The sequence below is a fragment of the Streptosporangium sp. NPDC020072 genome (genome assembly GCF_040631445.1).
Lineage (GTDB): Bacteria > Actinomycetota > Actinomycetes > Streptosporangiales > Streptosporangiaceae > Streptosporangium.
On sequence record NZ_JBEYAB010000010.1, the window covers coordinates 53,556 to 78,435 of the forward strand.

The window sequence follows — 24,880 nt, forward strand, 5'->3', positions numbered from 1 at the left end:
GCGCGAGCCATACGGCGGGCGCTCAGGGCCCGGCCGTACGGCGAGGCGGGCGAAGCGAGCGGGGACGGGGAGGCGCGGGTGGCGAGACGGCCGCAGTTGACGGGACGGGCCGCGGTCCTCGCGATCGTGGTGTGCGCGATCGCCATGAGCCTCGCCTATCCGATCAGGGAGTACGTCGCGCAGCGGCGCTACATCGCCCAGCTCGAACAGCAACGGGCCAGGGAACTGGCCGAGATCAAGGAGCAGGAGGACCGCTACCGCCAGCACTTCGACCCCGGCTACATCAAGCGGCAGGGCAGGGAGCGGCTCTTCTACTGCGACCCGGGCCGCAAGTGCTACGTCGTCATGCGGGAACGGCAGGGCCAGAGCCAGGGGCAGGGCGGAAGCATCCCGGCCGGGGGGAAGAAGGCCGTGACGTCGCCGTGGTACCAGACGCTCTGGGAGTCGGTCGAGGCGGCGGACTCGGGAACCGGTGCGAAGGTGGCCGGGACCGGCGGATGACCCCGATACCCTGGATGTCGTCTTTCAGGGGGTGTCACAGATGGTTGACGACCGCGACGTCGCGGCTGTGGAGCGGCAGCTCGGCCGGACCCCACGGGGTCTGCGGGCGGTCGCGCACCGCTGTCCGTGTGGACTGCCGGACGTGGTCGAGACGGCTCCCAGGCTGCCCGACGGCTCGCCGTTCCCGACGCTGTTCTACCTGACCTGCCCCAGGGCGGCCTCGGCCATCGGCAGGCTCGAAACCTCGGGGATGATGCGGGACATGCAGGCCAGGCTGGCCGAGGACCCCGAGCTGGCCCGGGCCTACCAGGCCGCGCACGACGACTACGTCGCGCGCCGCGACAAGGCCGCGGCCGAGCTGGGCATCGAGCCGCTGCCCAGGGACATGCAGAGCACCGGGGGCATGCCGGTCAGGGTCAAGTGCCTGCACGCCCTGGTCGGGCACGAACTGGCGGCGCCGGGGACCAACCCGTTCGGCCGCGAGGCGCTGGACGCGCTCGGCGAGTGGTGGGCGGACGGCCCCTGCTGCGCCGGGGAAACCCAGTCTTCAGACACGACAACCAACGAGGAGACCATGTGACCCGTGTCGCCGCGATCGACTGTGGCACCAACTCCGTCCGCCTGCTCATCGCCGACATCGACGGGGGCGTCCTGACCGACGTCGAGCGTCAGATGGAGATCGTCAGGCTGGGACAGGGCGTCGACAGGACCGGCAGGCTGGCCCCGGAGGCGCTCGAACGCACCTTCGCCGCGATGCGCGGTTACGCCGGGCTCATCGAACGGCACGGCGCCTCGGCGGTGCGGGTCGTCGCCACCAGCGCGACCAGGGACGCCGCCAACCGCCAGGACTTCGTCGACGGTGTCAGGGAGATCTTCGGCGTCGAGCCCGAGGTGATCACCGGAGCCGAGGAGGCCGAGCTGTCCTTCACCGGGGCCACCCGCGACCTGGTACGGCTCTCGCCGGAGACCGGCCTGCCGACCCCGGAGGGAACCAGGCCGCCCTACCTCGTGTTCGACATCGGCGGTGGCTCGACCGAGTTCGTGCTCGGTTCGACGCACGCCGAGGAGGCGATCTCGGTGGACATCGGCTGCGTCAGGCTGACCGAGCGGCACCTGCGGGGCTCGACGGCGCCGCCGTCCCCCGAGGTGGTCGAGGCCATCACCTCCGACATCGACGACGCGCTCGACCGGGTCGCGGAGAAGGTTCCGGTAGAGCGGGCGCTGACGCTGGTGGGTCTCGCGGGCTCGGTGACGACCGTCGCGGGAATAGCGCTTGACCTGCCGGAATATGACCCGGATAAAATTCACCACTCGCGAATTCCGGCAAATCGGGCGCATGAGATTTCCCGCCGGCTGCTGGGGATGACCCACGAGGAACGCGCGGCCATAGGGGTCATGCATCCCGGCCGGGTGGACGTCATCGGCGCGGGTGCCCTCATTCTCGACCGCGTCCTGCAGCGGTACGGATTCGACGAAGTCGTTGTCAGCGAACGTGACATCCTCGATGGAATCGCATGGCTGACATCTAAACTTTAATGAGATCTAGACATTTGACTTGTTGATGGGGTATTGAGAGATCGTTCCGTTCATGATTAGGTAAAGGGGCTTTAGCGAGGCTTTGCCGTGGGGCCCGGCACAGCTGGTGTCGGGGCGGCAACCGTCTCCGGAGCGCATTCGCTTCCTAACGAAACGGAGCAACCCCTCATGAAGTCCGGACTAGCACGCAGGCTAGCCGCGGTGAGCGCCGGCACGGCCATGCTGGCGACGATGGCGACGGCCCTGATGGCCTCGCCCGCGGCCGCTGCGAGCGCATCCACCCAGACGGCCGCCACGGCCGTCGCCAAGCCGAGGCCCGCGGTCTCGGTCGGCACCCCCAAGGCGTCCCCCTCGAACTACAAGGGTGACTGCCCCGTCAACGTGACCTTCTCCTCGACCGTCAAGGTGAAGGCCGTCGCCTCCCGGACCACCGTCGCCTACCGCTGGCTGCGCGGCGACGGCTCCAAGAGCAAGGTCAAGACCCTTGTTCTGAAGGGCAAGGGCAACAAGTCGGTCACCGTCAAGGAGACCTCGAAGTTCAAGGGTGACGTCAAGGGCTGGCAGGCCCTGCAGGTCTTGGCCCCCAGGGGCGCGACCTCCAAGAAGGGAAGCTTCCGGGTTTCCTGTGGTGGTGGCGACGAGGGCGGCGGCAAGGAAGTCATCCAGGTCGGCGTCGGCGCCCGCGCGTGGGTCAACGAGGGCAACTGCCAGGCCACGCTGGTCGGCCGCATCACCGCCTCCAGCCCCACCTGGGTGCGGTACCGCTGGGTCGTCAACGGTGACGTCGTCGACCGTGACGTCGTCCGCGTCAGCAGCTCGACCAAGGTGTTCCACGTGATCAGGCCGCGTCACAGCCTCAGCGGCTGGGCCGTTCTGGAGATCGTGGACCCGGTTCAGAACTCCTCCAACCGCGTCGGTTTCAGGGTCTGGTGCAAGGACGAGTCGCCGAAGGTGACCGCGTCCGTCAGCGCTCCCGACTCCTACACCGGCACCTGCCCGGTCACCCGTAACTTCACCGGCACGATCTCGGTCTCCGAGGGTCGTGGCAGCGTCAAGTACCGCTGGATCCGTGACGGCGTCGCCGGTTCCTGGCAGGACGTCTACTTCGGTGGCCACGGCTACCAGTCCCGCACCGTGACCGACTCCTGGGGCGCCTCGGCCTCCGGGACGAGCAAGCGGGCGATCGAGCTCTACCGTGGTTCGACCACCGGCACCGTCGAGGGCAAGGTCACCTGCCAGGCCCCCGCTCCCGAGGTGAAGGTCTGGGTCGTGGGCGAGAGCGTCTCGGCCACGCAGACCGCGGGCGCCTGCCCTGCGGCCTCCCTGTCCGGCTCCGGCCAGATCTACGCCAGTGGCGCGACCACGCTCACCTACCGCTGGACCGTTGACGGCGTGACCGTCGAGTCCGGCCCGCTGGTCTTCACCGAGGCCGGCACCAAGACCGTGACCTTCACCAAGGCGACGAACGGCACCCACGGCGGCAGCGCGAAGCTGGCGATCGACGGGGCCGGCTCGCAGTCGGTGAACTTCAACGCGGTCTGCTAAGCCTGAGCGCGTGCCGGGGGAACCCTCCCGGCTCCGTGACGGCCCGTCCCACGTCTGACGCGGGGGCGGAAACGAGTTGAGAGAGCGGCGCTCGCCTCAGGCGGGCGCCGCTTTCGCGTGCCCGAGGTTAAGGGCATGTTTCCTCCTGGCACGATCGAGGACATGACATTCGTTCCTCCGGGGTCCGGCTGGCCCGAAGACCCCGCCCTGCCGGACACCCCCGTCGCCCACGACCCCGCCCAGGTCGTACGGCTGGCGGCGGCGAGCCGTACGCTCGGTGAACTGACCGCCAGGCAGTCCGTCTGCCGGGCCTGCCCACGCCTGGTCGCCTGGCGGGAGGAGGTGGCGACGGTCAAACGGCGGGCCTTCGCGGAGGAGGCCTACTGGGGCAGGCCCATCGCCGGGTGGGGGGAGGACAGGCCGGAGGTCCTCATCGTGGGGCTCGCCCCCGCGGCGCACGGCGGCAACCGCACCGGGAGGATCTTCACCGGTGACCGCAGCGGGGACTGGCTGTTCGCCTCGCTGTACCGGACGGGGCTCGCCGTACAGGAGACCAGCACGCGCGCCGGGGACGGGCAGAGGCTCGTCGGCGCCCGGATGCTGGCCTCGGTGCGCTGCGCCCCGCCGGGCAACAAGCCGGAGCCGGCCGAGCGTACGGCCTGCTTCCCCTGGCTGGCCAGGGAGATCGAACTGGTCGCCGACAGTGTCCGGGTGATCGTCGTGCTCGGGGGATTCGCCTGGCAGGCGATCTGGCCCGCGCTGCGGGAGGCCGGGTACGTCCTGCCCTCCCGCAGGCCGCCCTTCGGACACGGCGCCGAGGTCGAGATCTCCCGTGGCGGGAAAACGGCCCGTCTTCTCGGGTGCTACCACCCGAGCCAGCAGAACACGTTCACCGGCCGGGTGACGGCCGAGATGCTCGACACCCTTCTGACCAGGGCAAATGTGTTGCGGAGCTTGTGAACTCGATCACAAAGAGAAGATCGTCAAAACTTCGCTCTGAAATGTCCGGATTTTCTCGCCGTTCTGGAAACTATGGCGAAAGTTACACAGGGGGTGCCTGGTCTGGTTTTCGAGGGAGACGTATGCTTGTGAAAGCTTTCACAAGGCATCGACCTAAGGATGGCGTCGAAGTGAACCGTACCGCCAAGCACATCGTGGTCGTCGGCGGAGGTTACGTCGGGCTCTACACCGTGCTGCGTCTGCAGCACACCCTTCGTAAGGAACTGCGCGACGGTAGCGTCCGGATCACCGTTCTCACCCCCGAATCCCACATGACCTACCAGCCGTTCCTTCCCGAGGCGGCGGCGGGAAACCTCTCGCCCCGGCACGTCGTCGTCCCGCTGCGGCGGGTGCTGTCGAAGGCGACGATCCTCAACGGCAAGGTCACCAAGGTCAACCACGCGGCCAAGACCGTGGCCTTCGAGCCGAACGTCGGCACCCCGCACGACATCGGCTACGACATCCTCGTCATGGCGGCGGGATCGGTCTCGCGCACGCTGCCCATCCCGGGTCTGGCCGACGCCGCGATCGGCTTCAAGACGGTCGGTGAGGCCATCGCGCTGCGCAACCGGGTACTCGAACTCCTCGACCGCGCCGAGACCGACGAGGACGAGGCGCTGCGCCGCAGGGCGCTGACGTTCGTCGTGGTCGGCGGCGGCTTCGCGGGCGTCGAGGCGCTGGCCGAGCTTGAGGACATGGCCGTCGACGCCGTCCGCTACTACCGCAACGTCTCCCGCAAGGACATGCGCTGGGTCCTCGTCGAGGCGACGGACCGCATCCTGCCCGAGGTCGGCCCCGAGATGGGCAAGTGGACCGCCGAGCAGCTGCGTGAGCGCGGCATCGAGGTCAAGATGAACACCCGCCTCGACTCCTGCGAGGGCGGCCTGGTGAAGCTCTCCGACGGTGAGGAGTTCGAGGCGGCCACCATCGTCTGGACCGCGGGGGTAAAGCCCAGCCCCGTCGTCAACGCCGGGGACCTGCCCCTGGACGAGCGCGGCCGGATCAAGACCACCACCCGGCTGACCGTGGCCGGCGTCGAGGACGCCTTCTCGGCGGGCGACGTGGCCGGTGTGCCCGACGTGACCAGCCCCGGTCAGTACTGCGCGCCCAACGCCCAGCACGCCGTACGGCAGGCCAAGGTGCTGGCCGACAACATCACCCGGCACCTGCACGGCCAGCCGCTGGCCGACTACCGCCACAAGTACGTCGGCTCGGTCGCCGGGCTCGGCCTGCACAAGGGCGTCGCCAACGTCTACGGGGTCAAGCTCCGTGGGCTGCTCGCCTGGTTCATGCACCGCACCTACCACCTGTCGCGGGTGCCGACCGTCAACCGCAAGGTCCGCGTGACGATGGACTGGACCCTCGCGCTGTTCTTCAAGCGGGAGACCGTCTCGCTCGGTGAGATCGAGGCGCCCCGTGAGGAGTTCCGCAGCGCGGCCAGGACCTGACGGCCACCCGGCGGCCCCCCGAAGGTGGCCGCCGTCCGTCGCGAGCCCCTTCCCGGTCCGTTCCGGGAGGGGGCTCGCGCGTTCACGCCGTACGGCCGGGACTGGGGGCGGTCTCGGAGATCGGAACGCTGTGGCATGGTTTGTGTGACGCCTGATACAAAGTTGTGCTCCTCTGATGAGTGGTCAGTTACGTATGATTACGGCGTCCCCGTAGCCCAATGGCAGAGGCAAACCCCTTAAAAGGGTTCGAGTGAGGGTTCGAGTCCCTCCGGGGGCACTCGTAGTGATCCGCGAAGTTCGGCCCGTGACCAGGAAAAATCGGTCACGGGCCGCTCTGTTGTGTGGGAAAACCCCGGGTCGGGGCGTTTCGTGTTGTCCCGTCGTTTGCGCGCGGATCGTATGTGGTCCTGTCGGCCAAATTATGGCGCGGAAATCCCGGTCTTCCAGATCGGCCGGATGTCGTGATCTGTTCAGGGCGTTTTCGGGCGCCGTTGCGGTGCCGTACGGCGCCTCCTATAGTCGGTTCCTGCTATCAGGAGGCGACTATGGCTCGAAGTGTGGACAACCCTCTGGCCCTGGGAGTGCTGGGGCTGCTGCTCGAAAGGCCCATGCACCCCTACGAGATGGCCGTCGTGCTGCGGGAACGCGGCAAGGACGCCAGCGTCCGGATCAACCGGGGCTCGCTCTACGACGTGGTCACGGCCCTTGAGGGGGAGGGGTGGATCGTCGAGAAGGCCAGGGTCCAGGAGGGCAACAGACCGGCTCGCACGGTCTACGCGATCACCGAGGCGGGCAGGGACGCCTTCGTACGTCGGCTCGACGAGCAGATCCGCGTTCCCCGGCGCGAATATCCCCTCTTCCTCACCGCCGTCGCCTACCTCGGCGCCCTCGGCCCCGAGCGCGCGCGGGCGGCGCTGCTGGAGCGGGCCGAACGGCTGCGCGCCGCCATGGCCGAGGACCGGCGGGCCCTCGACGACGCGCTGGCCTCGGGACAGGTGCCCCGCCTGTTCGTCATCGAGGCCGAATACGCCCTGCACATGACCCGTGGCGAACTCGACTGGGTCACCGGCGCCGCGGAGGAGATCCGCACAGGAAGCCTGACCTGGCCCGACGACCGAAAGGACCTGACATGACATCGGACGGCCTTCTCTTCGGGATCTACCCCGGCGGAGCGGCCGGCGACGAGAACGGCGGCGTGCTCCAGGGGCCTCCGGACGACCCGAGACGGATCACCGAGGCGCTCACCCGCCTGCGCCCTGACGGCGGGCCCTTCCTGGTCCGCGGCTACGTCAGCTTCGCCGATCCCGGAGACGTCTACCCGCAGGCCCCCGAGCGCGTCGAACGGTACGCCACCGACGGGCGCGCACTCGACCTGGTCGCGCAGTACCGCTCCCACAGCGGCGACGTCGCGGGCTACGTCGGCTTCGTCCGTGACCTCGTCCGCCGTCACGGGACGCGTGTCGCGACCCTCCAGGTGACGGAGGAGCCGAACCTGCCGCTGTACGACGGAGGCCACCCCCGGGTGCTCGAAGCCCTCGTCGAGGGCGTCGTCGCGGCCAAGGAGGAGGCGCGCCTGCTGGGCCTGGACCACCTCAGGGTCGGGTTCAACACCACGCCCCTTTTCGGCCCCGCCGAGGGCTTCGTCGCCGCGCTCACCGCCGACGGCGGACGGCGCTTCGTCGAGGCCGTCGACTACGTCGGCCTCGACTTCTTCCCCGACGTCTTCCAGCCCGCCCCGGCGGACGGCCTGGCGGAGGCCGTCGCGGGACTGCTCGGCCACCACCGCGACCGGTGCCTCACCCCGGCGGGCATCGACGAGTCGGTCCCCCTGTGGATCACCGAGAACGGCTGGCCGACCGGTCCTGACCGGAGTCCACAGCGACAGGCCGAGGTCCTGGAGACGATCGTCACGGTGATCGCGGACCACCGCACTCGGCTCAACATCGGCGGCTACACCCATTTCGCCCTGCGGGATGCCGACAGTGCGAAACCCGGTCTGTTCCACCGGTTCGGCCTTCTCGGTGACGACTACCGGCCTAAACCCGCGTTCGACACTTATCGGCGACTCGTCGAGCGCTTCGGTTGATGGAGCGGAACACGCTTTCGACGGTGCACGGTTGTTTTCCCCGCTGTGACCGTGTCGTTTTCCTTACCGGAGACACCGGGTGGGGAAAACAACGCGACAAATCCACGGGCGGCCGGTTTCCGGAAGCGACCGGCCGATTCCGGGAGGCGTTTCCCGCCCTCGCTCCGGTCGTTTCCATTGACCCACCGGCCCCTTCCCGGGCCTCCCGGTGGGGGAGGGGGCCTGGCGTGGACCCGGCGGGCGGGCCATGATGCCTCCGTAGGGCCGGGAACCCGGCGCTGCGGCCGTTCGTTGGAATCCTCGGCGGTAGCCGTACGGTCACTTGACCCTAAAACGGACAACAACACGATACGGCCGTGTGACAACCGATCTATACGCCGATCGCGTAGGTCGCAGCGTGGAGGCTAGCGATGGAAAGCAAGAATCCTGTGTTCAGCAGGCAGGCGCCCGGGAGCCAGCAGGCCTGGGGCACCCCGACCCCCGAGCAGCTCAGGGGAATGTATGACGCGCCCTCCTACGCGCCGCCCGCGCAACGGAGGATGACCATCGACGACGTGGTCGTGCGCGGTTTCATCACCTTGGGCACGCTGGTCGTCTCCGCCGCGCTCGCCTGGGCGCTCAACCTCGGAAGACCCGCACTGATCATCGGCGTGCTCGCCGGTCTGGTGCTCGCGTTGATCGTCTCGTTCAGGCAGAGCACCAACCCGGTGCTGATCCTCGGCTACGCGGTCTCCTACGGCGTCGCCATCGGTGTGATCAGCCACGCCTACAACGACCTGTACAACGGTGTCGTCTTCCAGGCGGTCGTCGGTACGGCACTGGCCTTCGGCGCCATGCTGGCGGTCTACACGCTGCGCATCGTCCGGGTGACGCCGAAGTTCACCAAGTTCGTCGTGGCGGCCTTGATCAGCCTCATGGGTCTCATGCTCGTCAACTGGCTGGCGACCTTCTTCATCGAGGACGGCATCGGCATCCGCTCCGGCGGCCCGCTGTCCTACGTCTTCAGCATCGCGGCGATCCTGGTCGGCTGCTTCTTCCTGCTCCTCGACTTCGACTCGGTCGAGCAGGGCATCCGCGCCGGAGCCCCCGCGAAGTACTCCTGGCTGATGGCCTTCGGCCTGACGGTCACCCTGGTCTGGATCTACCTGGAGATCCTCCGCTTCGTCAGCTACTTCACCAGTAATGACTAGCTGCCCGACCACCCCGAACACCCCGCGCCACCCCGGTGACGCGGGGTGTTCGCTTTCCACCCCACTTACCCCCGACGCCGTGAGAGAGAACTTCACCGACGCCAAGCGTGAGGGCTTTGCCTGTGCCTTACCGGCCCTCAGCGTGAGGAGTGTCCGGCTTGGGCGCGTCGGTGCTTGGACTGAGGAACGCAGGAGCGCAGCGACGGAGTGACGAGGGAAAGCACCGACTCAGGGCGCCCAAGCCCGCGACGCCGAAGGCGGAGCAAAGGGACACAGCCCGCGTCACCGAAGGTGACGCAAAGAGACGACAAGGCGACGAAGAATGATGGATGGGCAGGTCCGCAGGGCTTGCTATCTGGGGACACGTGAGGCACTGTCAAGCAAAGGAGCCTATCCGTGGAGGTGCCCATGTCGTTGAGCCACTCACTGGAGACGCAGAGCAAGCTGATCGCTAGAGTCACGGATATCACCGGCCGCGCACTCCCAGAGTGGTTCCAAGCCATCGACAACGGCCCGTCCTTCCTGCGCTGCGAGGAGCGGGCCAACTGGCTCGCCCAGGAGCACGGGCTGTCCCACGGCTACGCCGCCGCCATCGTGCGTGAGCACGAACGTCGCCGCCACAGCCGTCGTATGTAAGTTATCCGTCTTCTGCGAGCCCGCGCCTCCCATCGGGGGGTGCGGGCTTCTGTGTGCCCGGTCCATGATGGGGATCATGGATCTCGACAAGGCACGTGACTTCATCCGCGTCAACCACCGTGCGGTTCTGCTGACCAAGCACGCCGACGGACGTCCGCAGCTCTCCCCGGTGACGGTCGGGCTGGACGCCGAGGGGCGCGCGATCGTCAGTAGCAGGGAGACCGCCGCCAAGGTTCGCAACCTTCGCAGGGACCCGCGAGCCACGCTCTGCGTGATGAACGACTCCTTCTACGGTGACTGGATCCAGATCGAAGGGGAGACGGAGGTCCTCTCGCTGCCTGAGGCGATGGAACCGCTGGTCGGCTACTACCGGGACATCTCCGGCGAGCACCCCGACTGGGACGACTACCGGGCCGCCATGGAGCGGGACCGGCGGGTCCTGCTGCGCGTCACCATCACCCGCGCGGGCCCCGACATCCACGGCTGAGACGCCGCCGCGCCGTACCCGCCCGTGTCGCAGGGGTACGGCGCGGCGTTTCCCGGCTCAACTGAGGCGTTCCAGGATCATGGCCATGCCCTGGCCGCCGCCGACGCACATGGTCTCCAGGCCGATCGTCCTGTCGTGGAAGCGCAGGCTGTTGACCAGGGTCGAGGTGATGCGGGCTCCGGTCATGCCGAAGGGGTGTCCGACCGCGATGGCGCCGCCGTTGACGTTGAGCCGGTCGAGGTCGACGCCGAGGTCGCGGTAGGACGGGATGACCTGGGCCGCGAAGGCCTCGTTGATCTCGACGAGGTCCACGTCGCCGATGGCCATGCCCGCCCTGGACAGTGCCTGCCGGGAGGCCTCGACCGGCCCGAGCCCCATGATCTCGGGGGACAGGCCGGTCACACCGGTCGAGACGATCCTGGCCAGCGGGGTGATGCCCAGTTCCGCGGCCCTGACGTCGCTCATCACGATCACCGCGGCCGCGCCGTCGTTCAGCGGGCAGCAGTTTCCCGCCGTGACGGTCCCGTCGGGCCGGAAGACCGGCTTGAGCTGGGAGACGGCCTCGTAGGTCGTCCCCTGGCGGGGGCCGTCGTCCCTGGTCACCACGGTGCCGTCCGGCAGGGTCACCGGGGTGATGTCGCTCTCCCAGAAGCCGTTGGCGATGGCCTCCTCGGCGAGGTTCTGCGACCGGACACCGAACTCGTCCTGTTCCCGGCGCGAGACGCCCCTGAGCGCGGCGACGTTCTCCGCGGTCTGGCCCATGGCGATGTAGGCGTCGGGCAGCTCGCCGTCCTCACGGGGGTCGTGCCAGACCTCGCCACCGCCTTCGGCGGCCCGCGCCGTACGGCTGCGCGCCTCGGCGAACAGTTCGTTCTCGGTCTCGGGCAGCGAGTCGGAGTTGCCCTTGACGAACCGGGAGACGCACTCGACGCCCGCCGAGACGAAGACGTCGCCCTCGCCCGCCCTGATCGCGTGCAGGGCCATCCTCGTGGTCTGCAGGGACGACGAGCAGTAGCGGGTGACGGTCGTGCCGGGCACGCCGTCGAGTCCGAGCAGGGTGGCGACCACCCGGCCCATGTTGAACCCCTGCTCGCCGCCGGGCAGGCCGCAGCCCAGCATCAGGTCGTCGATGGTCGTGGGGTCGAGCTGGGGCACCTTGGCCAGGGCGGCCCTGACGATCTGGACGGTCAGGTCGTCAGGGCGGATGTCCTTGAGCGATCCCTTGAAGGCGCGTCCGATGGGCGAGCGCGCGGTCGCGACGATGACTGCCTCGGGCATGGGGCTCTCCTGGGTTGTCGGGCACTCCTGAGCGGAGGCTACTCCCCGGTAGGGCGAAGGTCGCGAGTGGGGCGGCCCGGAACAGAACTTTGTACGGGGGCGTCAGCCGTACATGCCGGGGGCGGTCGGGGTGCCGTCCTTGACGCCGTGCAGCCCGCCCAGCTCGTCGCGCCATATCCGCCAGCCCCCCTGGCTGCCGGTGAACCACGCGGGCGGAGCCTCGGAGCCGTTCGTCCTCTTGCCGCTGGCCAGGTCGAACTCGCACAGGGAGGCCACCGGGTAGAAACCCGCCGCCTGGTGCTTCAGGGGGAGCGGCCTGGGGTCGGTGACGCAGAAGGACCAGCCGCGTTGGTCCCTGATCTCGGTGCCGCGGCCCGTGGCCAGGTCGAAGGCGTTGCCCTGCCGGCCGTGCTTGAGGAAGCCGAGGGTGTCCATCCGGTCGGGGAAGGCCAGCCACCAGCCGGAACCGGGGATCTGGGCCGCGGAGATCTGACCCAGGACCCGCCCGTTGCTCGCGTCGAGCCTGGCGAACCCGCCGTACTGGCCCCGTGGGTCGACGGGGCGCACGACGGGGGCCAGGCCGGGGCTGCCGCTGGGGTAGACCCGCACCACGGAGGGACGCAGCCAGTTGACCGTGCCGTCGGTGAGCTTGACGGAGAACAGGCCGAAGGCGGAGACCCGTTTCTTCGAGGGACCGGTGTAGGGGGCGACGTAGCCGACGAGGTCGTCGGCCGTCGAGCCGAAGGCCCACCCGCCGGACAGGTCGACCCCGGGGCCGAGCGCCTCCTCGACGGGCAGCCGCCACGGACGCCTGCCCGAGGCCAGGTCGTAGGCCTCAAGGACGGGGTGGCGGGCCATGCGCAGGAGCACGGCGTGGGAGGCGCCGGACCACTCGACCTCGGCGATGCCGGGCAACTGCCACATCGGCTTGCCGGTCTCCGGGGCCAGCACGGACATCCGGGCCTTGGACAGGGCGGTGTCCTCGGAGACGCACACGAACGCCCCGCAGCGCTGCGGCCCGAAGGTCGAGTGCAGCGGGCGTGTCCACAGCCGGTTGCCGGTGCGCGCGTCACGGCCGACAAGGGCGGCGTTCCAACGACCCTGGCGGACAGGGTCGACCGTGACCGCGACGAGCCGTCCGCCGGAGGACTGGACGATCGCCGGGGCGGGGACGCCCATGCCCGGCAGCCGACCGGCCATGGTCGCGGGGTGCGCCCACAGCTTTCTGCCCGTGGCCAGATCGAGGGCGACTGTCTCCAGTGTGCCGTCCGCCCTCATGGAGGTCGTCATGGCGACACCCGCGGCCGAGGTGGTACGGCTCACCGCGTTCACTTCGCCGTTGTGCCAGGTCGGATGGGCGGGAACGGCCGCCTCGCTGCCGGAACAGCCGGTCAGGGCGAGCACTCCGGCGAGGACCGCAGCCTTCTTCACGTGGGGCCGGATCACGGGCATTGCACTCCAAAAAGGCGAGACGTAACGGCCTCACCGCGGAGAGTGACCGTGGTCAGGCGTCGTTGGGCAGCACCCCGTGCCTCCGGCGGAGCAGTGTCGCCCACCGTCCGTGGGGTCCGGTTGCTCGGCCGGCGACGCGAGTCGCGGAGACTTCGGCGCCGGGTTCCTCCGCGGCCTTGGCCGCCACGAGGTAGATCGACCCGCCGCGTTCGGAGCGCGGCTCCGGCCACAGTCCAAGCGCGGTGCACACAGAAGGTAGCACCGCGTAAGCAACCTGTAGATAGCCTTGGACAGATGGGTGGAAACGATCGGGTCCGAACATCTCGTCCGGGTTTGCGGAGAATTCACCGCCAAGCAGGTCGGCGAAGGCGACCGTACGGGCACCCGCCTCGACCACGGCCACGGTCTGCGCAGCGGCGAGCTGACGGCTCCAGCGCCGGGTCACCCAGCGCAGCGGCTGCGCGATCGGCCTGACCGTCCCCAGGTCGGGGCAGGTGCCGACGACGACCTCCGCCCCCGCCTCACGCAGCCGCCGCACCGCCTTCTGCAGGTGCCGCACGGCGTGGGTGGGCTTGGTCTGGGTGGTGACGTCGTTCGCGCCGACGAAGATCACCGCGATCTCGGGGGAGGTTTCGAGCGCCAGGTCGGTCTGGTCGTCCAGATCCGCCGAGACCGCGCCGGACCTGCCGACCACGGTCAGCCGTACCGGACGCTCGGCCACCGCGGCCAGCCCCGTGGCGATCAACACGCCCGGGGTCTGCGCCGCCTCGGAGGTGCCCAGACCGACCGAGGTCGAATCACCCAGCATGACCATCCGGACCGGCTCACCGGCGAAGTCACCGTAAACCCCGTCGGAGGGCGGCCCCTCCATGCCGTGCGGGCGGCCGACGATGCGCCGGGCCAGCAGGGCCTCACCCATCAGCAGGCCGTACGTGACCGCGCCGAGCGCGGTGAGCCCTCCTCCGCCGACGGCCGCGGCGGCGGCGATACGACGGGCGGCCCGAGCCGCCCCCGGTGTCCAGATCACCTGGCGTTGCCCCTTCGGTACCCCACGACGGGTAGCGTTGCCTTGAACCTAGCCGAGAGTCCCACCAACCCCCTTGGGGGCACGGCGTTCAGCACAACAAGCCGACCTGGCTCTGTATTTCGAGGTGATCGTCGCGATGCGTGTGTATGACTCGCTTGTGGAACTGATGGGAAACACGCCGCTTGTCCGGCTGCGGAAGGTGACCGCCGGGGTGCCCGCCCAGGTGCTCGCCAAGGTGGAGTACTTCAACCCCGGCGGCTCGGTGAAGGACCGGATCGCGGTGCGCATGATCGACGCGGCGGAGCGGTCGGGCGCGCTGGTGCCCGGCGGCACGATCGTCGAACCCACCTCGGGCAACACAGGCATCGGCCTGGCCATGGTGGCGCAGCAGCGCGGCTACCGCTGCCTGTTCGTCGTGCCGGACAAGGTCGCCCAGGACAAGATCGCGGTACTGCGCGCCTACGGGGCCGAGGTCGTGGTCTGCCCGACGGCGGTCTCCCCGGACCACCCGGACTCCTACTACTCGGTCTCCGACCGGCTGGCCAGGGAGACGCCGAACGCCTGGAAGCCAGACCAGTACTCCAACCCCGGAAACCCCGAGAGCCACTACCACTCGACCGGGCCGGAGATCTGGGAGCAGACGGAGGGGCGGATCACCCACTTCGTCGCGGGCATCGGCACCGGCGGCACGATCAGCGGCACCGGACGCTACCTCAAGGAGGTCTCCGGCGGCCGGGTCAAGATCATCGGAGCCGACCCCGAGGGGTCCGTCTACTCGGGCGGCACCGGCAGGCCGTACCTCGTTGAGGGCGTCGGAGAGGACATCTGGCCCTCCACCTACGACACCACGATCTGCGACGAGGTCATCGCGGTCTCCGACAAGGACTCCTTCGGCATGACGCGCCGTCTGGCCCGTGAGGAGGCGCTCCTGGTCGGCGGCTCCTGCGGGATGGCGACGGTCGCGGCGCTGCGGGTCGCCAGGCAGGCCGGCCCCGAGGACGTGGTCGTCGTGCTGCTGCCCGACGGCGGCCGGGGCTACCTGTCGAAGATCTTCAACGACGAGTGGATGGCCGACTACGGCTTCCTGACCACCTCCTCGGAGGAGGGCCTGGTCAGGGACGTGCTGGTCCGCAAGGGCGCGGGCATGCCCGAGTTCGTGCACACCCACCCGCACGAGTCGGTCGACACGGCCATCGCGATCATGCGGGAGTACGGCGTCTCGCAGCTGCCGGTGATGAAGGAGGAGCCGCCGGTCATGGCCGCCGAGGTCGTGGGCTCGATCGTGGAACGCGACCTGCTCGAAGCCCTCTACCGGGGCCGCGTACGGCCGACCGACCCGCTGGCCGAACACATGTCCCAGCCCCTGCCCATGATCGGCGCGGGAGAGCCGGTCTCCATCGCGATAGAGGCCCTGGAGAAGGCCGACGCCGCCGTGGTCCTGGACGACGGCAAGCCCGTTGGCCTGGTGACCCGCCAGGACCTGCTGGCGTTCCTGGTCAACAACTAGTCGTGCTCCCCTTTCCCTCGCGGCGCCTTCGACGCCGCGAGGGCCTGGACGCCGCGGGTCCATGTCCCCTCGGTCCGGGCTGTGGGTGATCACCGGGTCGTTGTCGCAGGTCGGACCGGCTTCCGCGACGGACCCGCAGCCCGTCACGATGTGGTGGGCTCGCCGGTGAGGCGGTCCTGGTTGTCGGCGGCCCACTGCGCGAGGTACGCCAGAGGGCCGTTCGCGAACGATTCGCCCAGTGCGGAGAGCCGGTAGACCGCGCCTGTGGGTGCTGACGCCTGGTTGGCGCCGCTGTCCCTCACGACGAGCCCGTGCGCTCGCAGGCGCCGCGGCGTCCGGGTCAGGACCTTGTCGCTGGCTCCCGCGATCCTCGTGAGCAGTTCCCTGCGCCGTGTCGGTCCCATGCGCAGGGCCGAGATCACGGCGGGGTCCCACACGTGGCCGACCGGTTCGGCCGCTGCGCGCACCCGGCAGTCGGAGACGAACGTCCGACAGGGCCCGTCCAGCACGAGGACCCGGGTCGGGGTCGTCGGAGGAAAACGGCTCCGTTGAGAACCTTCGCCACCGTTTCGTAGTCGAACAGAGCATGATGAAGACGATGATCGGGGCATCGCTCCTCGCCGGTTCACTGCTGGTCGTCGGCACCACCGTGGCCGACGCCCAGACGAAGCCCACGCTGGGCCCCTACGGTTACGGTGCCGTCAAGCTCGGTATGACCGTCACGCAGGCCAAGAAGACAGGGGGCGTCGTCAAGAAGCTGTCCGGCGACGGCGGCTGCTCCGGCTGGGACCTGAAGGACTTCCCCACTCCCAAGGACTCGGTCGGCGTCTTCATCTCGCCGAAGGTGGGGCTGGCCGCCATCTTCGCCGCGAAGGGCATGAGGACTCCGGAAGGCGTCGGGATCGGCTCCACCGCCAAGCAGATGAAGACCGCCTATCCGCACATCAGGAAAGACGTCCACGACTTTTATGTGATCACGGTTCCCGGAAACAAGAAGGCCTACTACACCTTCGGCGTCACGCGCGGCAAGGTCACCGAGTACGGCATCGCGCTCAACAAGCAGGACTGTTTCAACTGAGCGGCGTGACGTCGCGGGCAGAGGCGGAGGGACGCCCAGCCCGCTGTCGGCGCCGTGGGGTGAAGCCCTGGACGCTCCCTCACCGTCACAGGTGATCGAGGTCAGCCGAAGGCGGCGCGAAGGGGCGCGGCCTTCGGAGCCCCGCTAGGCGCCGCCAAGGGACACGGGAAAGCCCGCCACCACTTCCCAGGCCCCCGTGTAGGTGTGGCCCGCGGTCAGGCGGCCGCCCAGGGCCTCCACGCGTTCGGACATGCCGACCAGACCGAATCCGCCGCCGAGGCGGGAGATCTTGGCGTCGGTCGCCGAGCCGTAGTTGCGTACGCGCAGCCACACCCAGTGTGTTCCCTGGTGCTGCTCCCTCCTGGGAGGGCCGGGGGAAGGCCCGGCGGAGGGCCCGTTTGGGGGGCCGCCGAGCCGTAGGTCGGCCTCGACCCAGCCGGTGCCCGGGGCGTGCCTGCGCACGTTGGTGAGAGCTTCCTGCAGGACCCGGTGGAGGGTGGTCAGCACCTCGGGGGCCATGGTCTCGTCGTTGATGCCCTGGCCGATGTCGAAGGCGACCTGGGGGCCGCCCGCGGAGAACCGTTCGACCAGGGTGCGCATGTCCATGAGCGTGCTGCCGGGGGAGCGGGCGGCCCCGTCCTGGGCGCGCAGCACGCTGACCAGGCGGCGCATGGAGGTCAGCGCGTCGGCGCCCGCCCCGGCTATCGCGTCGAGCGCGGGGACGACGGCCTCGGGCTTGTGCTCGGCCACGATCTTGGCGGCCTGGGCCTGGACGACGATTCCGGTGATGTGGTGGGCGACCAGGTCGTGCAGTTCCCTGGCGAGTTCGAGGCGTTCGGCGCGCCGTACCGAGTTGACGGCCTCCTTGCGGCGTTCGAGCTGGAAGCGCAGGTAGGCGCCCACCCCGGCGGCGATCGACCAGCCGACGAAGACGAGGAAGCCGACGGCCAGGGACGGGGTGTCCTCGCGCAGCCGTCCGGCGGCGCTCTCCAGCACGACGACGGACGCGATGGAGAACATCGCGGCCCTGCTGATGGGTTCGATCCAGCGCAGGCCCGCGATGGTGAGGATCAGCAGTGACCCGGTCTCGGCGAAGGAAGGCAGCCCGCTGACGTGGCTGGAGCCGATGATCAGGGTGGTGACGAACGACGCGACGAGCAGGGTGGCGTATCCGCTGATCCTGTGGGTACGGCGCAGCAGCACCGCCAGGACGCCGATGGCGCCGCAGACCGGGCCGAGCCAGACCACGGGGTTGTCGGGGCGGGTGAGCACGACCATCACGTCGAGCAGCAACAGCAGGGTGAGCCAGCCGATCAGAGCGATCTCGCTGAGCCGTTGGATCCAGTAGACGATGCGATGTGTCTCCCCCACGGCCACTGAGCCTAAGACTCTTGGCCAAATCGGACATCAGCCATTCGGTGGAGCGGCCTCATGGGGAACCGGTCCTTCAGCGGAGGCGCCCGCCGGGGTCCGCGGCCGATGCTTGAGGAGTCGAAGGGGGGACGGAGATGACCGTCATCGGAGTCCTGGTACTGATCGTTGGGTTCGTGGTCGCGCTGGCTCTGGCGCTCGCGGACCCGGTGGTTCTCTCGCGGATCAACGGCCAGGGCGGCGAGGGCGCCAGCGGCCGTCACATCAAGGTGCCGCCGGTCGAGGCGGGGGGTGAGGTCGTGTGGCTGCCGGGGCGTCACACGGCCGGCAGCGGGCACCGGGCCGCCTGACGGCGAATCCGCCGAAGGGGCTTCGCGGTGTGCCCGTGGCGGCTCCACCTGGGGGTACGGCCAGGCGGACCGGGTCGTCGGGGACGGTCCGGCACGCCTGGCCGGGTGGACGCGACATGTGCCCGCCCGGGTGCGAGTAGCGTTGCCCTATGACTGAAGGATTCGAAACTCTGGCCATCCACGCAGGTCAGGAGCCGGACCCGTATACGGGGGCCGTCGTTCCGCCGATCTACGCGGTGTCCACGTACAAGCAGGACGGCGTCGGCGGTCTGCGCGCCGGATACGAGTACAGCCGTTCGGCCAACCCGACCAGGACCGCCCTTGAGGAGGCCGTCGCCGCGGTCGAGGGCGGCGCGCGAGGTCTTGCCTTCGCCTCCGGTCTGGCGGCTGAGGACACGCTGCTGCGCACGGTGTGCAGGCCGAGTGACCACGTTCTCATCCCGAACGACGCCTACGGCGGCACCTACCGGCTGTTCTCCAAGGTGAACCGGCCGTGGGACCTGCACTACGACCCGGTGGCCCTGGGCGACCTCGACGCGGTCGCCGCCGCCATGACGCCGAAGACCAGGATCGTCTGGGTCGAGACGCCGACGAACCCGCTGCTCGGCATCGCCGACATCGCGGCGCTGGCCGAACTGGCCCACGACAACGGCGCGCTGCTCGTGGTGGACAACACCTTCGCCTCGCCGTACCTGCAGCAGCCGCTGGCGCTCGGCGCGGACGTCGTCGTCCACTCGACCACGAAGTATGTCGGCGGGCACTCCGACGTGGTCGGCGGCGCGCTCGTCACGGCCGACGCCGAACTGGGCGAAAGGCTCGCCTTCCACCAGAACGCCATGGGCGCGGTCGCCGGGCCGTTCGACGCGTGGCTGACGCTGCGCGGGCTCAAGACGCTCGCGGTGCGGATGGAACGGCACTGCGACAACGCCGAGCGGGTCGCCGACCTGCTGCTCGCCCACCCGAGGGTCTCCTCGGTGCTCTATCCCGGTCTGCCGGACCACCCGGGGCACGAGACCGCGGCCAAGCAGATGCGGCGCTTCGGGGGCATGGTCTCGTTCCGGGTCGCGGGGGGCGAGGCGGAGGCGGTCGAGATCTGCAACCGGACCAAGCTCTTCACGCTCGGTGAGTCCCTGGGCGGTGTCGAGTCGCTGATCGAGCACCCGGGGCGGATGACACACGCCTCGGCGGCCGGGTCGCCGCTTGAGGTGCCCGCGGACCTGGTCCGCCTGTCCGTCGGCATCGAGTCGGTCGACGACCTGCTCGCCGATCTCAGCCGGGCGCTGGGCTGAGGCCGGGCGCTGGGCTGAGGCTGAACGGCTGGGTCGAGGCCGGGCCGGGCGTGCCCCTTCCGCCCGGCTTCGTGTGCTCTGCCGCCTGTTCCCGTGCGTTCCGGTGAACCGCCCCGGCACGGGAAAAGGGGAATGGCAGTGAATCGGAAACTCCCTGCCGGAAAAGGCGCTTTTCAGGTGTTCCGGAAAAGATCCTTTCCTGGCTGACGGCCGGGCGGAGATGATCTCGTGCCCGCCGTCTTCCGGGTCGGCCGTCTCCGCCGCCGTCAGAGGTCTCCGGTCCGTTCTCAGGCGGGGCTGCCCCAGACCATCAGCACCAGGATGACCAGCCAGATCAGGGCGATCACCCCGGAGAAGGCGGCGATCCGCCCGCGCTGGGCCTTCGCGTCGTCGGTCGAGGGCTCGGCGCTGAGCAGTTTGATGGCGGAGGCCTGGTCGCGGTCCACGATGACCAGGAGGACCGCGGCGACGATGAACAGCGTCATGGAGACCGACAGGTAGGGCCTGCCGAGATACTCGCGGCCGAGCAGCAGGCCGGCGACGAAGACGCCGATCGCGCCGATGGCGTAGATCCGGGTGGTCCTGTGCAGGTAGCGCAGGACGCTGAGGTCCCTGGAGCGGATGAACTTCGGCGTGGACATCGTCACCGCGGTGAGCGGTCCGAGCGTGAAGATCGCGAAGCCGATGTGCAGCCAGAGCAGCAGTTGGGTCATGAACCAGACATTAGCCCTCGGTGATCTCGGTCAGGGAAGGCACGCCCTGGGAAGCCGGCGGCCGCGGTCCTGGATCACACAGGGTCAGAGGGCGGGGCTTCAGGGAGGGGCTCAGGTCGGAAGCGGGGGCTCCGCCGGAACCGGCGCCCCAAGTTTGGGGACAGAACATCACAATTTGGATAATCCGCATTTATGGTGATGTGCGATGGTAGATCTTCTTATTAATGCGCTAAGCATCCCATTGAAGTGAGTAGGATCACCGGTGGGTTCGCTCTTGGGCGCCGAGGCCGTCGGCAACGAGATCACGGCCGTGCCGGGCGAGCAGTCAACCAGATCATGCACGACGGCACAAGGGAGTGCCCCCTGTGGGTGTGAGACATGTGGAGCCGTACACCGAGGAGTGGCGCAGCCAGCCGTCCTCCTACGTGAGCCGCGTCGTCGAGGCGCTGGGCGTCCAGGCCACCGGCTGGTGGGCGGGGCCCTGCGACCCGAGGGCCGCCACGATCCTGCTGACCGGCGGCGACGCCCTGGTGTGGGACGAGGAGAGCGGCTGGTGCCGGGGCCGCTACGTGTCCGGCGACCGTGAGCGCTGCACCGTCCTGGCCGACCCCCGCTATCTCGGCGGAGGCCTGCTGCCCAGCCCCGAACGGGTTCCCGCCGCGGTCGAGGACGCCCGCGCCGGAGTCGGCAACAGTACGGCCTGGCGGCCCTGCTACCGGTCGTACCGCCACTACCACGACGGCTTCGACCTCGCGCTCAACCACTACCTCGCCTACGCCGACGCCTGACAGGCCCTTCGAGGAAGGGTTCAGCGCTTCCTGCGGACCCGCAGGAAGTCGCTGACGACGTACTCGCCGAGCCGGTCGGCGTTGGAGGAGAAGACCCGGCCGCCGTTGCGCCTGGCCACCTCGTTCACGAAGTCCCTCAGCCGCTCGTCGTCGGCGAGCATGAAGACGTTGAGCGTCGCCCTGCGCCGGGTCATCTTGTCCACCTCGGCCAGCGTCAGGTCGAGCGTCTCGCGCGTCGGCGGCCACTCGAAGGCGGCCGAGCCGTTGCGCCGCAGGTGGGCGGTCGGCTCACCGTCGGTGACCACGAGCACGACCGGCTCGAAGTCCGGATGGCGGTCCAGGTGGCGGCCCGCGATCAGCAGCGCGTGGTGCAGGTTGGTGCCCTGGACCATGTCCCATTCGAGCCCGGCCAGCTCGTCGGGCTGCAGGACCCGGGCGTAGTTGGAGAAGCCGATGATCTGCACCGAGTCCTGGGGGAACTTCGAGGCGACCAGCGCCTGCAGGGCCATCGCGGTCTGCTTGGCCGCCGCCCAGGTACCGCGCAGCGCCATCGAGTAGGACAGGTCGACCAGCAGGCACACCGCGGCCGCGGTGCGCCGCTCGGTCTCGGCCACCTCGAAGTCGTCGACCGAGAGGGTCACCGTCCCCGCCGCTCCGCCGCGCCGTACGCCGTTGACGACCGTGCGGACCACGTCGATGGGCTGCTCGTCGCCGAAGCGCCACGGCCGGGTTGAGCCGGTCAGCTCCCCGGCGGAGCCCGCGTCCACCTGGTCGTGGTCGCCCCTGCGACCGGAGTCAAGGGAGGCGAAGACGCGGCGTAGGGCGGTCTCCCCGAGGCGGCGCACCGCCTTGGGGGTGAGTTCGAGCTTGCCCCGCTGGCGGCGCAGGTATCCCTGCCGTTCGAGCTCTCGTTCGATCCGCTTGAGCGCGTCCAGGTCGTCGACGGCGGAACGGCCGAGGGCGCGGCGGACGGCCGCCTCGTCGATGTCGTCGAGGCGGGCGCCCGGGTAGTCCTGGCGCAGCGCGGCCTCAAGCTGGGTGAGGTCGGCCAGCTCCTCAAGGGCGTTGACCGCGTCGCCCATCCCCAGGGGGTCCTCGCCGGAGAGTCGTTCGGGGGTGTTCCAGGCCAGGTCGGGCCGGCGGGCGTAGAGGGAGTCGCCGAGGCGGCGCATCTGCTCGCCGAGCCCGGCCTGGTCGAGCGTCTGGTCGATCAGGCGGCTGAGCTCCTCGCGTTGGCGGGGGGTGAGCGAGGCCATCAGGCGCTGGGTGGCGGCGGCCCTGCGGGCGAGGAGGTCGACCAGCTCCTCCAGGTTCCGCGGCGCCTCCGGAAACATGTCCCCATATTTCGACATGAAGGCGTCGAAGTCTTCCGGGGTGTGTTCGCCCCGTGCGTCCCGGTCCAGCATGTCGTTCAGCGCCGACATCATCTGCCCGACCCGCTCCATCGCGGCCGGATCGGGGTTGGCCAGCGCCTCGCGCATCCCGCGGAACTGGGTGTCGAGCACCTCCCTGCGCAGCAGGTCGCGCAGTTCCTCGAAGGTCTGACGCGCGGCGGCCGAACGCCACTGGTAGCCGCTCAGCTCCTGGATCGCGCCGGCCGCGTCGGAGGGCAGGCCGTCCAGCTCCGCCTCACGCAGTCTGGCGTCGTCGGACGGGTCGGGGAACAGCTCCGCGCGCTCCTGGCCGATCGCCTTGTCCAGCAGCGCCCTGGCCTGTTCGAGCGTCCCGTCGAGACGACCGCGCTCGCGCAGCTCACGCCTGCGCCGCCGTACCTCGCGGAGCAGGTCGTCCAGGCCGCGGCGGTCGTCCGCCCCCGGCAGGCCCTGCTTGAGCAGGTCACGCAGGGCGTGGGACGGGTTGGCCCCGGCCAGCACGGAGTCGCCCATCTGGTCGAGCGCCGAACGCACGTCGTACGGCGGCGCGAGCGGGTCGGGCCCTTCCCGGTACTCGCCATAGCGATAGCTCATCGAACGCCCTCCAACACGCGCCGCCGGGCCTCAGGTGCGGTAGACCGTCGTGCCGTCAACCTCGTCCTTGGACAGACGCCGCAGGAGATACAGGCCCTCAAGGGCGAACTCAAGGGCCGCCGCGGCGTGCCCGGGGGACTCGTCGCCGATGCCGAGCCCCGACATGATCTTGGCGAGTCCCGGCACGGGGCCGATCCCGCGCAGCAGGTCCGCGGCGGGGACCATGGCCCCCGACTCCACCTGGGTGCCCTCGGAGAACCGTTCGAGCAGCGGGGCCAGGTCGAGGCCGCCGATGGTGCCCCGGAAGGTCTCCGCGACGGCCCTGCGCAGCAGGTGGGACAGGACCTCGGTCTCCCGGCCCTCCTCGCTGACCTCGAACTCCACCTTGCCCCGCAGGGTGTGCACGATGCCCGGCAGGTCGGCGACCCGGGTCACCGCGCGCTCCTCGCCGGTCAGCGCCGCCCGCCGTACGGCCGAGGCGGCGGCGGTCTCGGCGGCGGCGATGGAGAAACGGGCCGAGACCCCGGAGCGCGCGTCGACCGCGGTCGACTCACGGACCAGGCGGGTGAAGCGGGCGATCACCTCGACCAGGTGGTCGGGCAGGTCGGCTCCCACCTGGTCGAGCGCGGCCTCCTGGCGGATGAGCCGGAGCTCGGTCTCGACGGACAGGGGGTAGTGGGTGCGGATCTCGGCGCCGAAGCGGTCCTTCAGCGGGGTGATGATCCGGCCCCGGTTGGTGTAGTCCTCCGGGTTGGCGCTGGCGATCAGCAGGATGTCCAGCGGCAGGCGCAGGTTGTATCCCCTGACCTGGATGTCGCGCTCCTCAAGCACGTTGAGCAGCGAGACCTGGATCCGCTCGGCCAGGTCGGGCAGCTCGTTGACCGAGAAGACACCCCGGTTGCTGCGGGGGACCAGGCCGTAGTGGACGGTCTCCGGATCGCCGAGCGTGCGCCCCTCGGCGATCTTGATGGGGTCTATGTCACCGATCAGGTCGCCGACGGAGGTGTCGGGGGTGGCGAGCTTCTCGCCGTAACGCTCGTCCCTGTGCCGCCAGGCGACCGGAAGCTCCTCGCCCGCCTCGTCGGCGAGCCTGCGGCAGCGGGCGCAGGAGGGGGCGTAGGGGTGGTCGTTGATCTCACAGCCGTCGACGACCGGCGTCCACTCGTCGAGGAGACCGGTCACCGTGCGGATGAGCCGGGTCTTGCCCTGCCCCCGCTCGCCGAGCAGGACCAGGTCGTGCCCGGCCAGCAGGGCTGTCTCCAGGTGTGGCAGGACGGTCTCGTCGAAACCCACGATGCCGGGGAACCTCGGCTGCCCGGCCCGTAGCCGGGCCAGCAGGTTCTCGCGGATCTCGGCCTTTACCGTGCGGTGGACATGGCCGCTCGCGCGAAGATCGCGCAGAGTACGTGGCTCTGGGATTTGAGGCACGAGATTGAGCCTACGTCCCCGAAGCCGAAACCGGGACTGTTATCCCGCTTTCGGATCTTGGACATCGTGTGCCGTCCGGCGCGCGTGCATGTCCTCACAGTGGGGAGAATCGCTGCAAGGCAAGGCTTCGGACAAGAAGGGGAGGTGAGACGAGTGGCGCTGTTGACGAGCTGCTTCTCCGACGGTCTCGCCGTGGGCTCCGAC

At 69.6% G+C, this 24,880-nt stretch carries 24 protein-coding genes and 1 tRNA gene; 17 read left to right on the forward strand and 8 right to left on the reverse strand.

Annotated elements, in window-relative coordinates; genetic code table 11:
* The first annotated feature begins 78 nt into the window (after positions 1–78).
* The 12 genes from ABZ470_RS24270 to ABZ470_RS24325 all read left to right on the forward strand — a co-directional run bounded on the left by ABZ470_RS24270 (position 79) and on the right by ABZ470_RS24325 (position 10,428).
* Positions 79–501, forward strand: coding sequence for a septum formation initiator family protein (locus tag ABZ470_RS24270; RefSeq protein WP_352013892.1), 423 nt, complete (start codon positions 79–81; stop codon positions 499–501).
* Positions 502–541: 40 nt separating this feature from the next.
* The gene (locus tag ABZ470_RS24275) at positions 542–1,081 is read left to right on the forward strand and encodes a DUF501 domain-containing protein (RefSeq protein ID WP_352013891.1); all 540 of its coding nucleotides are present in this window, start codon (positions 542–544) and stop codon (positions 1,079–1,081) included.
* Positions 1,078–2,037: a Ppx/GppA phosphatase family protein gene (locus tag ABZ470_RS24280; RefSeq protein WP_352013890.1), complete on the forward strand. Its 960-nt coding sequence runs from the start codon at positions 1,078–1,080 to the stop codon at positions 2,035–2,037. Before ABZ470_RS24275 ends, ABZ470_RS24280 begins: the two co-directional genes overlap by 4 nt.
* Positions 2,038–2,238: 201 nt before the next feature.
* Positions 2,239–3,582, forward strand: a complete 1,344-nt coding sequence (locus ABZ470_RS24285) for a hypothetical protein (protein ID WP_362914032.1) — start codon at positions 2,239–2,241, stop codon at positions 3,580–3,582.
* A 162-nt stretch (positions 3,583–3,744) separates the two neighbouring features.
* Positions 3,745–4,542: a uracil-DNA glycosylase gene (locus ABZ470_RS24290; RefSeq protein WP_362914034.1), complete on the forward strand. Its 798-nt coding sequence runs from the start codon at positions 3,745–3,747 to the stop codon at positions 4,540–4,542.
* Between the two features lie 170 nt (positions 4,543–4,712).
* Complete coding sequence (locus ABZ470_RS24295) at positions 4,713–6,029, forward strand: FAD-dependent oxidoreductase (RefSeq protein WP_362914036.1); 1,317 nt, start codon at positions 4,713–4,715, stop codon at positions 6,027–6,029.
* A 204-nt stretch (positions 6,030–6,233) separates the two neighbouring features.
* A tRNA-Leu gene (locus ABZ470_RS24300) sits at positions 6,234–6,306 on the forward strand.
* Positions 6,307–6,574: 268 nt separating this feature from the next.
* Positions 6,575–7,162, forward strand: coding sequence for a helix-turn-helix transcriptional regulator (locus ABZ470_RS24305; protein WP_362776768.1), 588 nt, complete (start codon positions 6,575–6,577; stop codon positions 7,160–7,162).
* Positions 7,159–8,115 (forward strand): hypothetical protein, encoded by a 957-nt coding sequence (locus tag ABZ470_RS24310; protein ID WP_362914038.1) that lies wholly within the window; start codon positions 7,159–7,161, stop codon positions 8,113–8,115. Before ABZ470_RS24305 ends, ABZ470_RS24310 begins: the two co-directional genes overlap by 4 nt.
* Positions 8,116–8,525: 410 nt before the next feature.
* On the forward strand, positions 8,526–9,305 hold the full coding sequence (locus ABZ470_RS24315) for a Bax inhibitor-1/YccA family protein (RefSeq protein WP_352013884.1): 780 nt from the start codon (positions 8,526–8,528) through the stop codon (positions 9,303–9,305).
* A 408-nt stretch (positions 9,306–9,713) separates the two neighbouring features.
* Positions 9,714–9,941, forward strand: coding sequence for a DUF4287 domain-containing protein (locus ABZ470_RS24320; protein WP_352013939.1), 228 nt, complete (start codon positions 9,714–9,716; stop codon positions 9,939–9,941).
* A 76-nt stretch (positions 9,942–10,017) separates the two neighbouring features.
* Positions 10,018–10,428, forward strand: coding sequence for a PPOX class F420-dependent oxidoreductase (locus ABZ470_RS24325; protein ID WP_362776762.1), 411 nt, complete (start codon positions 10,018–10,020; stop codon positions 10,426–10,428).
* Positions 10,429–10,485: 57 nt separating this feature from the next.
* Here ABZ470_RS24325 and ABZ470_RS24330 read toward each other — a convergent pair whose 3' ends face one another.
* The 3 genes from ABZ470_RS24330 to ABZ470_RS24340 all read right to left on the reverse strand — a co-directional run bounded on the left by ABZ470_RS24330 (position 10,486) and on the right by ABZ470_RS24340 (position 14,185).
* Positions 10,486–11,706 (reverse strand): acetyl-CoA C-acetyltransferase, encoded by a 1,221-nt coding sequence (locus ABZ470_RS24330; protein WP_362776759.1) that lies wholly within the window; start codon positions 11,704–11,706, stop codon positions 10,486–10,488.
* A 102-nt stretch (positions 11,707–11,808) separates the two neighbouring features.
* A complete protein-coding gene (locus ABZ470_RS24335) occupies positions 11,809–13,137 on the reverse strand; it encodes a PQQ-binding-like beta-propeller repeat protein (protein WP_362914041.1) in 1,329 nt (442 codons plus the stop codon).
* Between the two features lie 73 nt (positions 13,138–13,210).
* On the reverse strand, positions 13,211–14,185 hold the full coding sequence (locus ABZ470_RS24340; protein WP_362914043.1) for an SGNH/GDSL hydrolase family protein: 975 nt from the start codon (positions 14,183–14,185) through the stop codon (positions 13,211–13,213).
* A 136-nt stretch (positions 14,186–14,321) separates the two neighbouring features.
* Between ABZ470_RS24340 and ABZ470_RS24345 the strand changes: the two genes are divergently transcribed.
* Positions 14,322–15,692 carry a cystathionine beta-synthase gene (locus ABZ470_RS24345; protein WP_362776753.1) on the forward strand — a complete coding sequence of 457 codons (1,371 nt, stop codon included), beginning with the start codon at positions 14,322–14,324 and terminating at the stop codon, positions 15,690–15,692.
* Positions 15,693–15,835: 143 nt separating this feature from the next.
* On the opposite strand, the gene ABZ470_RS24350 is transcribed toward ABZ470_RS24345, so the two are convergent.
* Entirely contained in the window at positions 15,836–16,201 is a 366-nt protein-coding gene (locus ABZ470_RS24350; protein ID WP_362914045.1) for a helix-turn-helix domain-containing protein, read from the reverse strand.
* A gap of 89 nt (positions 16,202–16,290) precedes the next feature.
* On the opposite strand from ABZ470_RS24350, the gene ABZ470_RS24355 reads away from it, so the two are divergent.
* A complete protein-coding gene (locus tag ABZ470_RS24355; protein ID WP_362914047.1) occupies positions 16,291–16,770 on the forward strand; it encodes a hypothetical protein in 480 nt (159 codons plus the stop codon).
* 144 nt (positions 16,771–16,914) lie between these two features.
* On the opposite strand, the gene ABZ470_RS24360 is transcribed toward ABZ470_RS24355, so the two are convergent.
* Positions 16,915–18,141: a histidine kinase gene (locus tag ABZ470_RS24360; RefSeq protein ID WP_362776749.1), complete on the reverse strand. Its 1,227-nt coding sequence runs from the start codon at positions 18,139–18,141 to the stop codon at positions 16,915–16,917.
* 137 nt (positions 18,142–18,278) lie between these two features.
* On the opposite strand from ABZ470_RS24360, the gene ABZ470_RS24365 reads away from it, so the two are divergent.
* Together ABZ470_RS24365 and ABZ470_RS24370 are read left to right on the forward strand one after the other, a co-directional pair.
* Positions 18,279–18,491 carry a hypothetical protein gene (locus ABZ470_RS24365; RefSeq protein WP_352013875.1) on the forward strand — a complete coding sequence of 71 codons (213 nt, stop codon included), beginning with the start codon at positions 18,279–18,281 and terminating at the stop codon, positions 18,489–18,491.
* Positions 18,492–18,640: 149 nt separating this feature from the next.
* Positions 18,641–19,780, forward strand: coding sequence for a cystathionine gamma-synthase (locus ABZ470_RS24370; RefSeq protein WP_352013874.1), 1,140 nt, complete (start codon positions 18,641–18,643; stop codon positions 19,778–19,780).
* Between the two features lie 287 nt (positions 19,781–20,067).
* On the opposite strand, the gene ABZ470_RS24375 is transcribed toward ABZ470_RS24370, so the two are convergent.
* Positions 20,068–20,493 carry a hypothetical protein gene (locus ABZ470_RS24375; protein WP_362776743.1) on the reverse strand — a complete coding sequence of 142 codons (426 nt, stop codon included), beginning with the start codon at positions 20,491–20,493 and terminating at the stop codon, positions 20,068–20,070.
* A gap of 365 nt (positions 20,494–20,858) precedes the next feature.
* Here ABZ470_RS24375 and ABZ470_RS24380 point away from each other — a divergent pair, with 365 nt between their 5' ends.
* Positions 20,859–21,281 carry a DUF6292 family protein gene (locus tag ABZ470_RS24380; protein ID WP_352013872.1) on the forward strand — a complete coding sequence of 141 codons (423 nt, stop codon included), beginning with the start codon at positions 20,859–20,861 and terminating at the stop codon, positions 21,279–21,281.
* A gap of 20 nt (positions 21,282–21,301) precedes the next feature.
* On the opposite strand, the gene ABZ470_RS24385 is transcribed toward ABZ470_RS24380, so the two are convergent.
* Both ABZ470_RS24385 and ABZ470_RS24390 read right to left on the reverse strand, forming a co-directional pair.
* Positions 21,302–23,248 (reverse strand): hypothetical protein, encoded by a 1,947-nt coding sequence (locus tag ABZ470_RS24385; protein WP_352013871.1) that lies wholly within the window; start codon positions 23,246–23,248, stop codon positions 21,302–21,304.
* 30 nt (positions 23,249–23,278) lie between these two features.
* Positions 23,279–24,676 carry a sigma 54-interacting transcriptional regulator gene (locus tag ABZ470_RS24390; RefSeq protein WP_352013870.1) on the reverse strand — a complete coding sequence of 466 codons (1,398 nt, stop codon included), beginning with the start codon at positions 24,674–24,676 and terminating at the stop codon, positions 23,279–23,281.
* Positions 24,677–24,880: the final 204 nt, after the last annotated feature.

Excerpts from the sequence above, each read along its gene's own strand:
- ABZ470_RS24370 (WP_352013874.1), top strand. The coding sequence starts at position 18,641 with ATGACTGAAGGATTCGAAACTCTGGCCATCCACGCAGGTCAGGAGCCG.
- ABZ470_RS24355 (WP_362914047.1), top strand. The coding sequence starts at position 16,291 with ATGATCGGGGCATCGCTCCTCGCCGGTTCACTGCTGGTCGTCGGCACC.
- ABZ470_RS24320 (WP_352013939.1), top strand. The coding sequence starts at position 9,714 with ATGTCGTTGAGCCACTCACTGGAGACGCAGAGCAAGCTGATCGCTAGA.
- ABZ470_RS24325 (WP_362776762.1), top strand. The coding sequence starts at position 10,018 with ATGGATCTCGACAAGGCACGTGACTTCATCCGCGTCAACCACCGTGCG.
- ABZ470_RS24345 (WP_362776753.1), top strand. The coding sequence starts at position 14,322 with ATGCGTGTGTATGACTCGCTTGTGGAACTGATGGGAAACACGCCGCTT.
- ABZ470_RS24275 (WP_352013891.1), top strand. The coding sequence starts at position 542 with ATGGTTGACGACCGCGACGTCGCGGCTGTGGAGCGGCAGCTCGGCCGG.
- ABZ470_RS24385 (WP_352013871.1), bottom strand. The coding sequence starts at position 23,248 with ATGAGCTATCGCTATGGCGAGTACCGGGAAGGGCCCGACCCGCTCGCG.
- ABZ470_RS24310 (WP_362914038.1), top strand. The coding sequence starts at position 7,159 with ATGACATCGGACGGCCTTCTCTTCGGGATCTACCCCGGCGGAGCGGCC.
- ABZ470_RS24375 (WP_362776743.1), bottom strand. The coding sequence starts at position 20,493 with ATGACCCAACTGCTGCTCTGGCTGCACATCGGCTTCGCGATCTTCACG.
- ABZ470_RS24365 (WP_352013875.1), top strand. The coding sequence starts at position 18,279 with ATGACCGTCATCGGAGTCCTGGTACTGATCGTTGGGTTCGTGGTCGCG.
- ABZ470_RS24315 (WP_352013884.1), top strand. The coding sequence starts at position 8,526 with ATGGAAAGCAAGAATCCTGTGTTCAGCAGGCAGGCGCCCGGGAGCCAG.
- ABZ470_RS24330 (WP_362776759.1), bottom strand. The coding sequence starts at position 11,706 with ATGCCCGAGGCAGTCATCGTCGCGACCGCGCGCTCGCCCATCGGACGC.
- ABZ470_RS24305 (WP_362776768.1), top strand. The coding sequence starts at position 6,575 with ATGGCTCGAAGTGTGGACAACCCTCTGGCCCTGGGAGTGCTGGGGCTG.
- ABZ470_RS24290 (WP_362914034.1), top strand. The coding sequence starts at position 3,745 with ATGACATTCGTTCCTCCGGGGTCCGGCTGGCCCGAAGACCCCGCCCTG.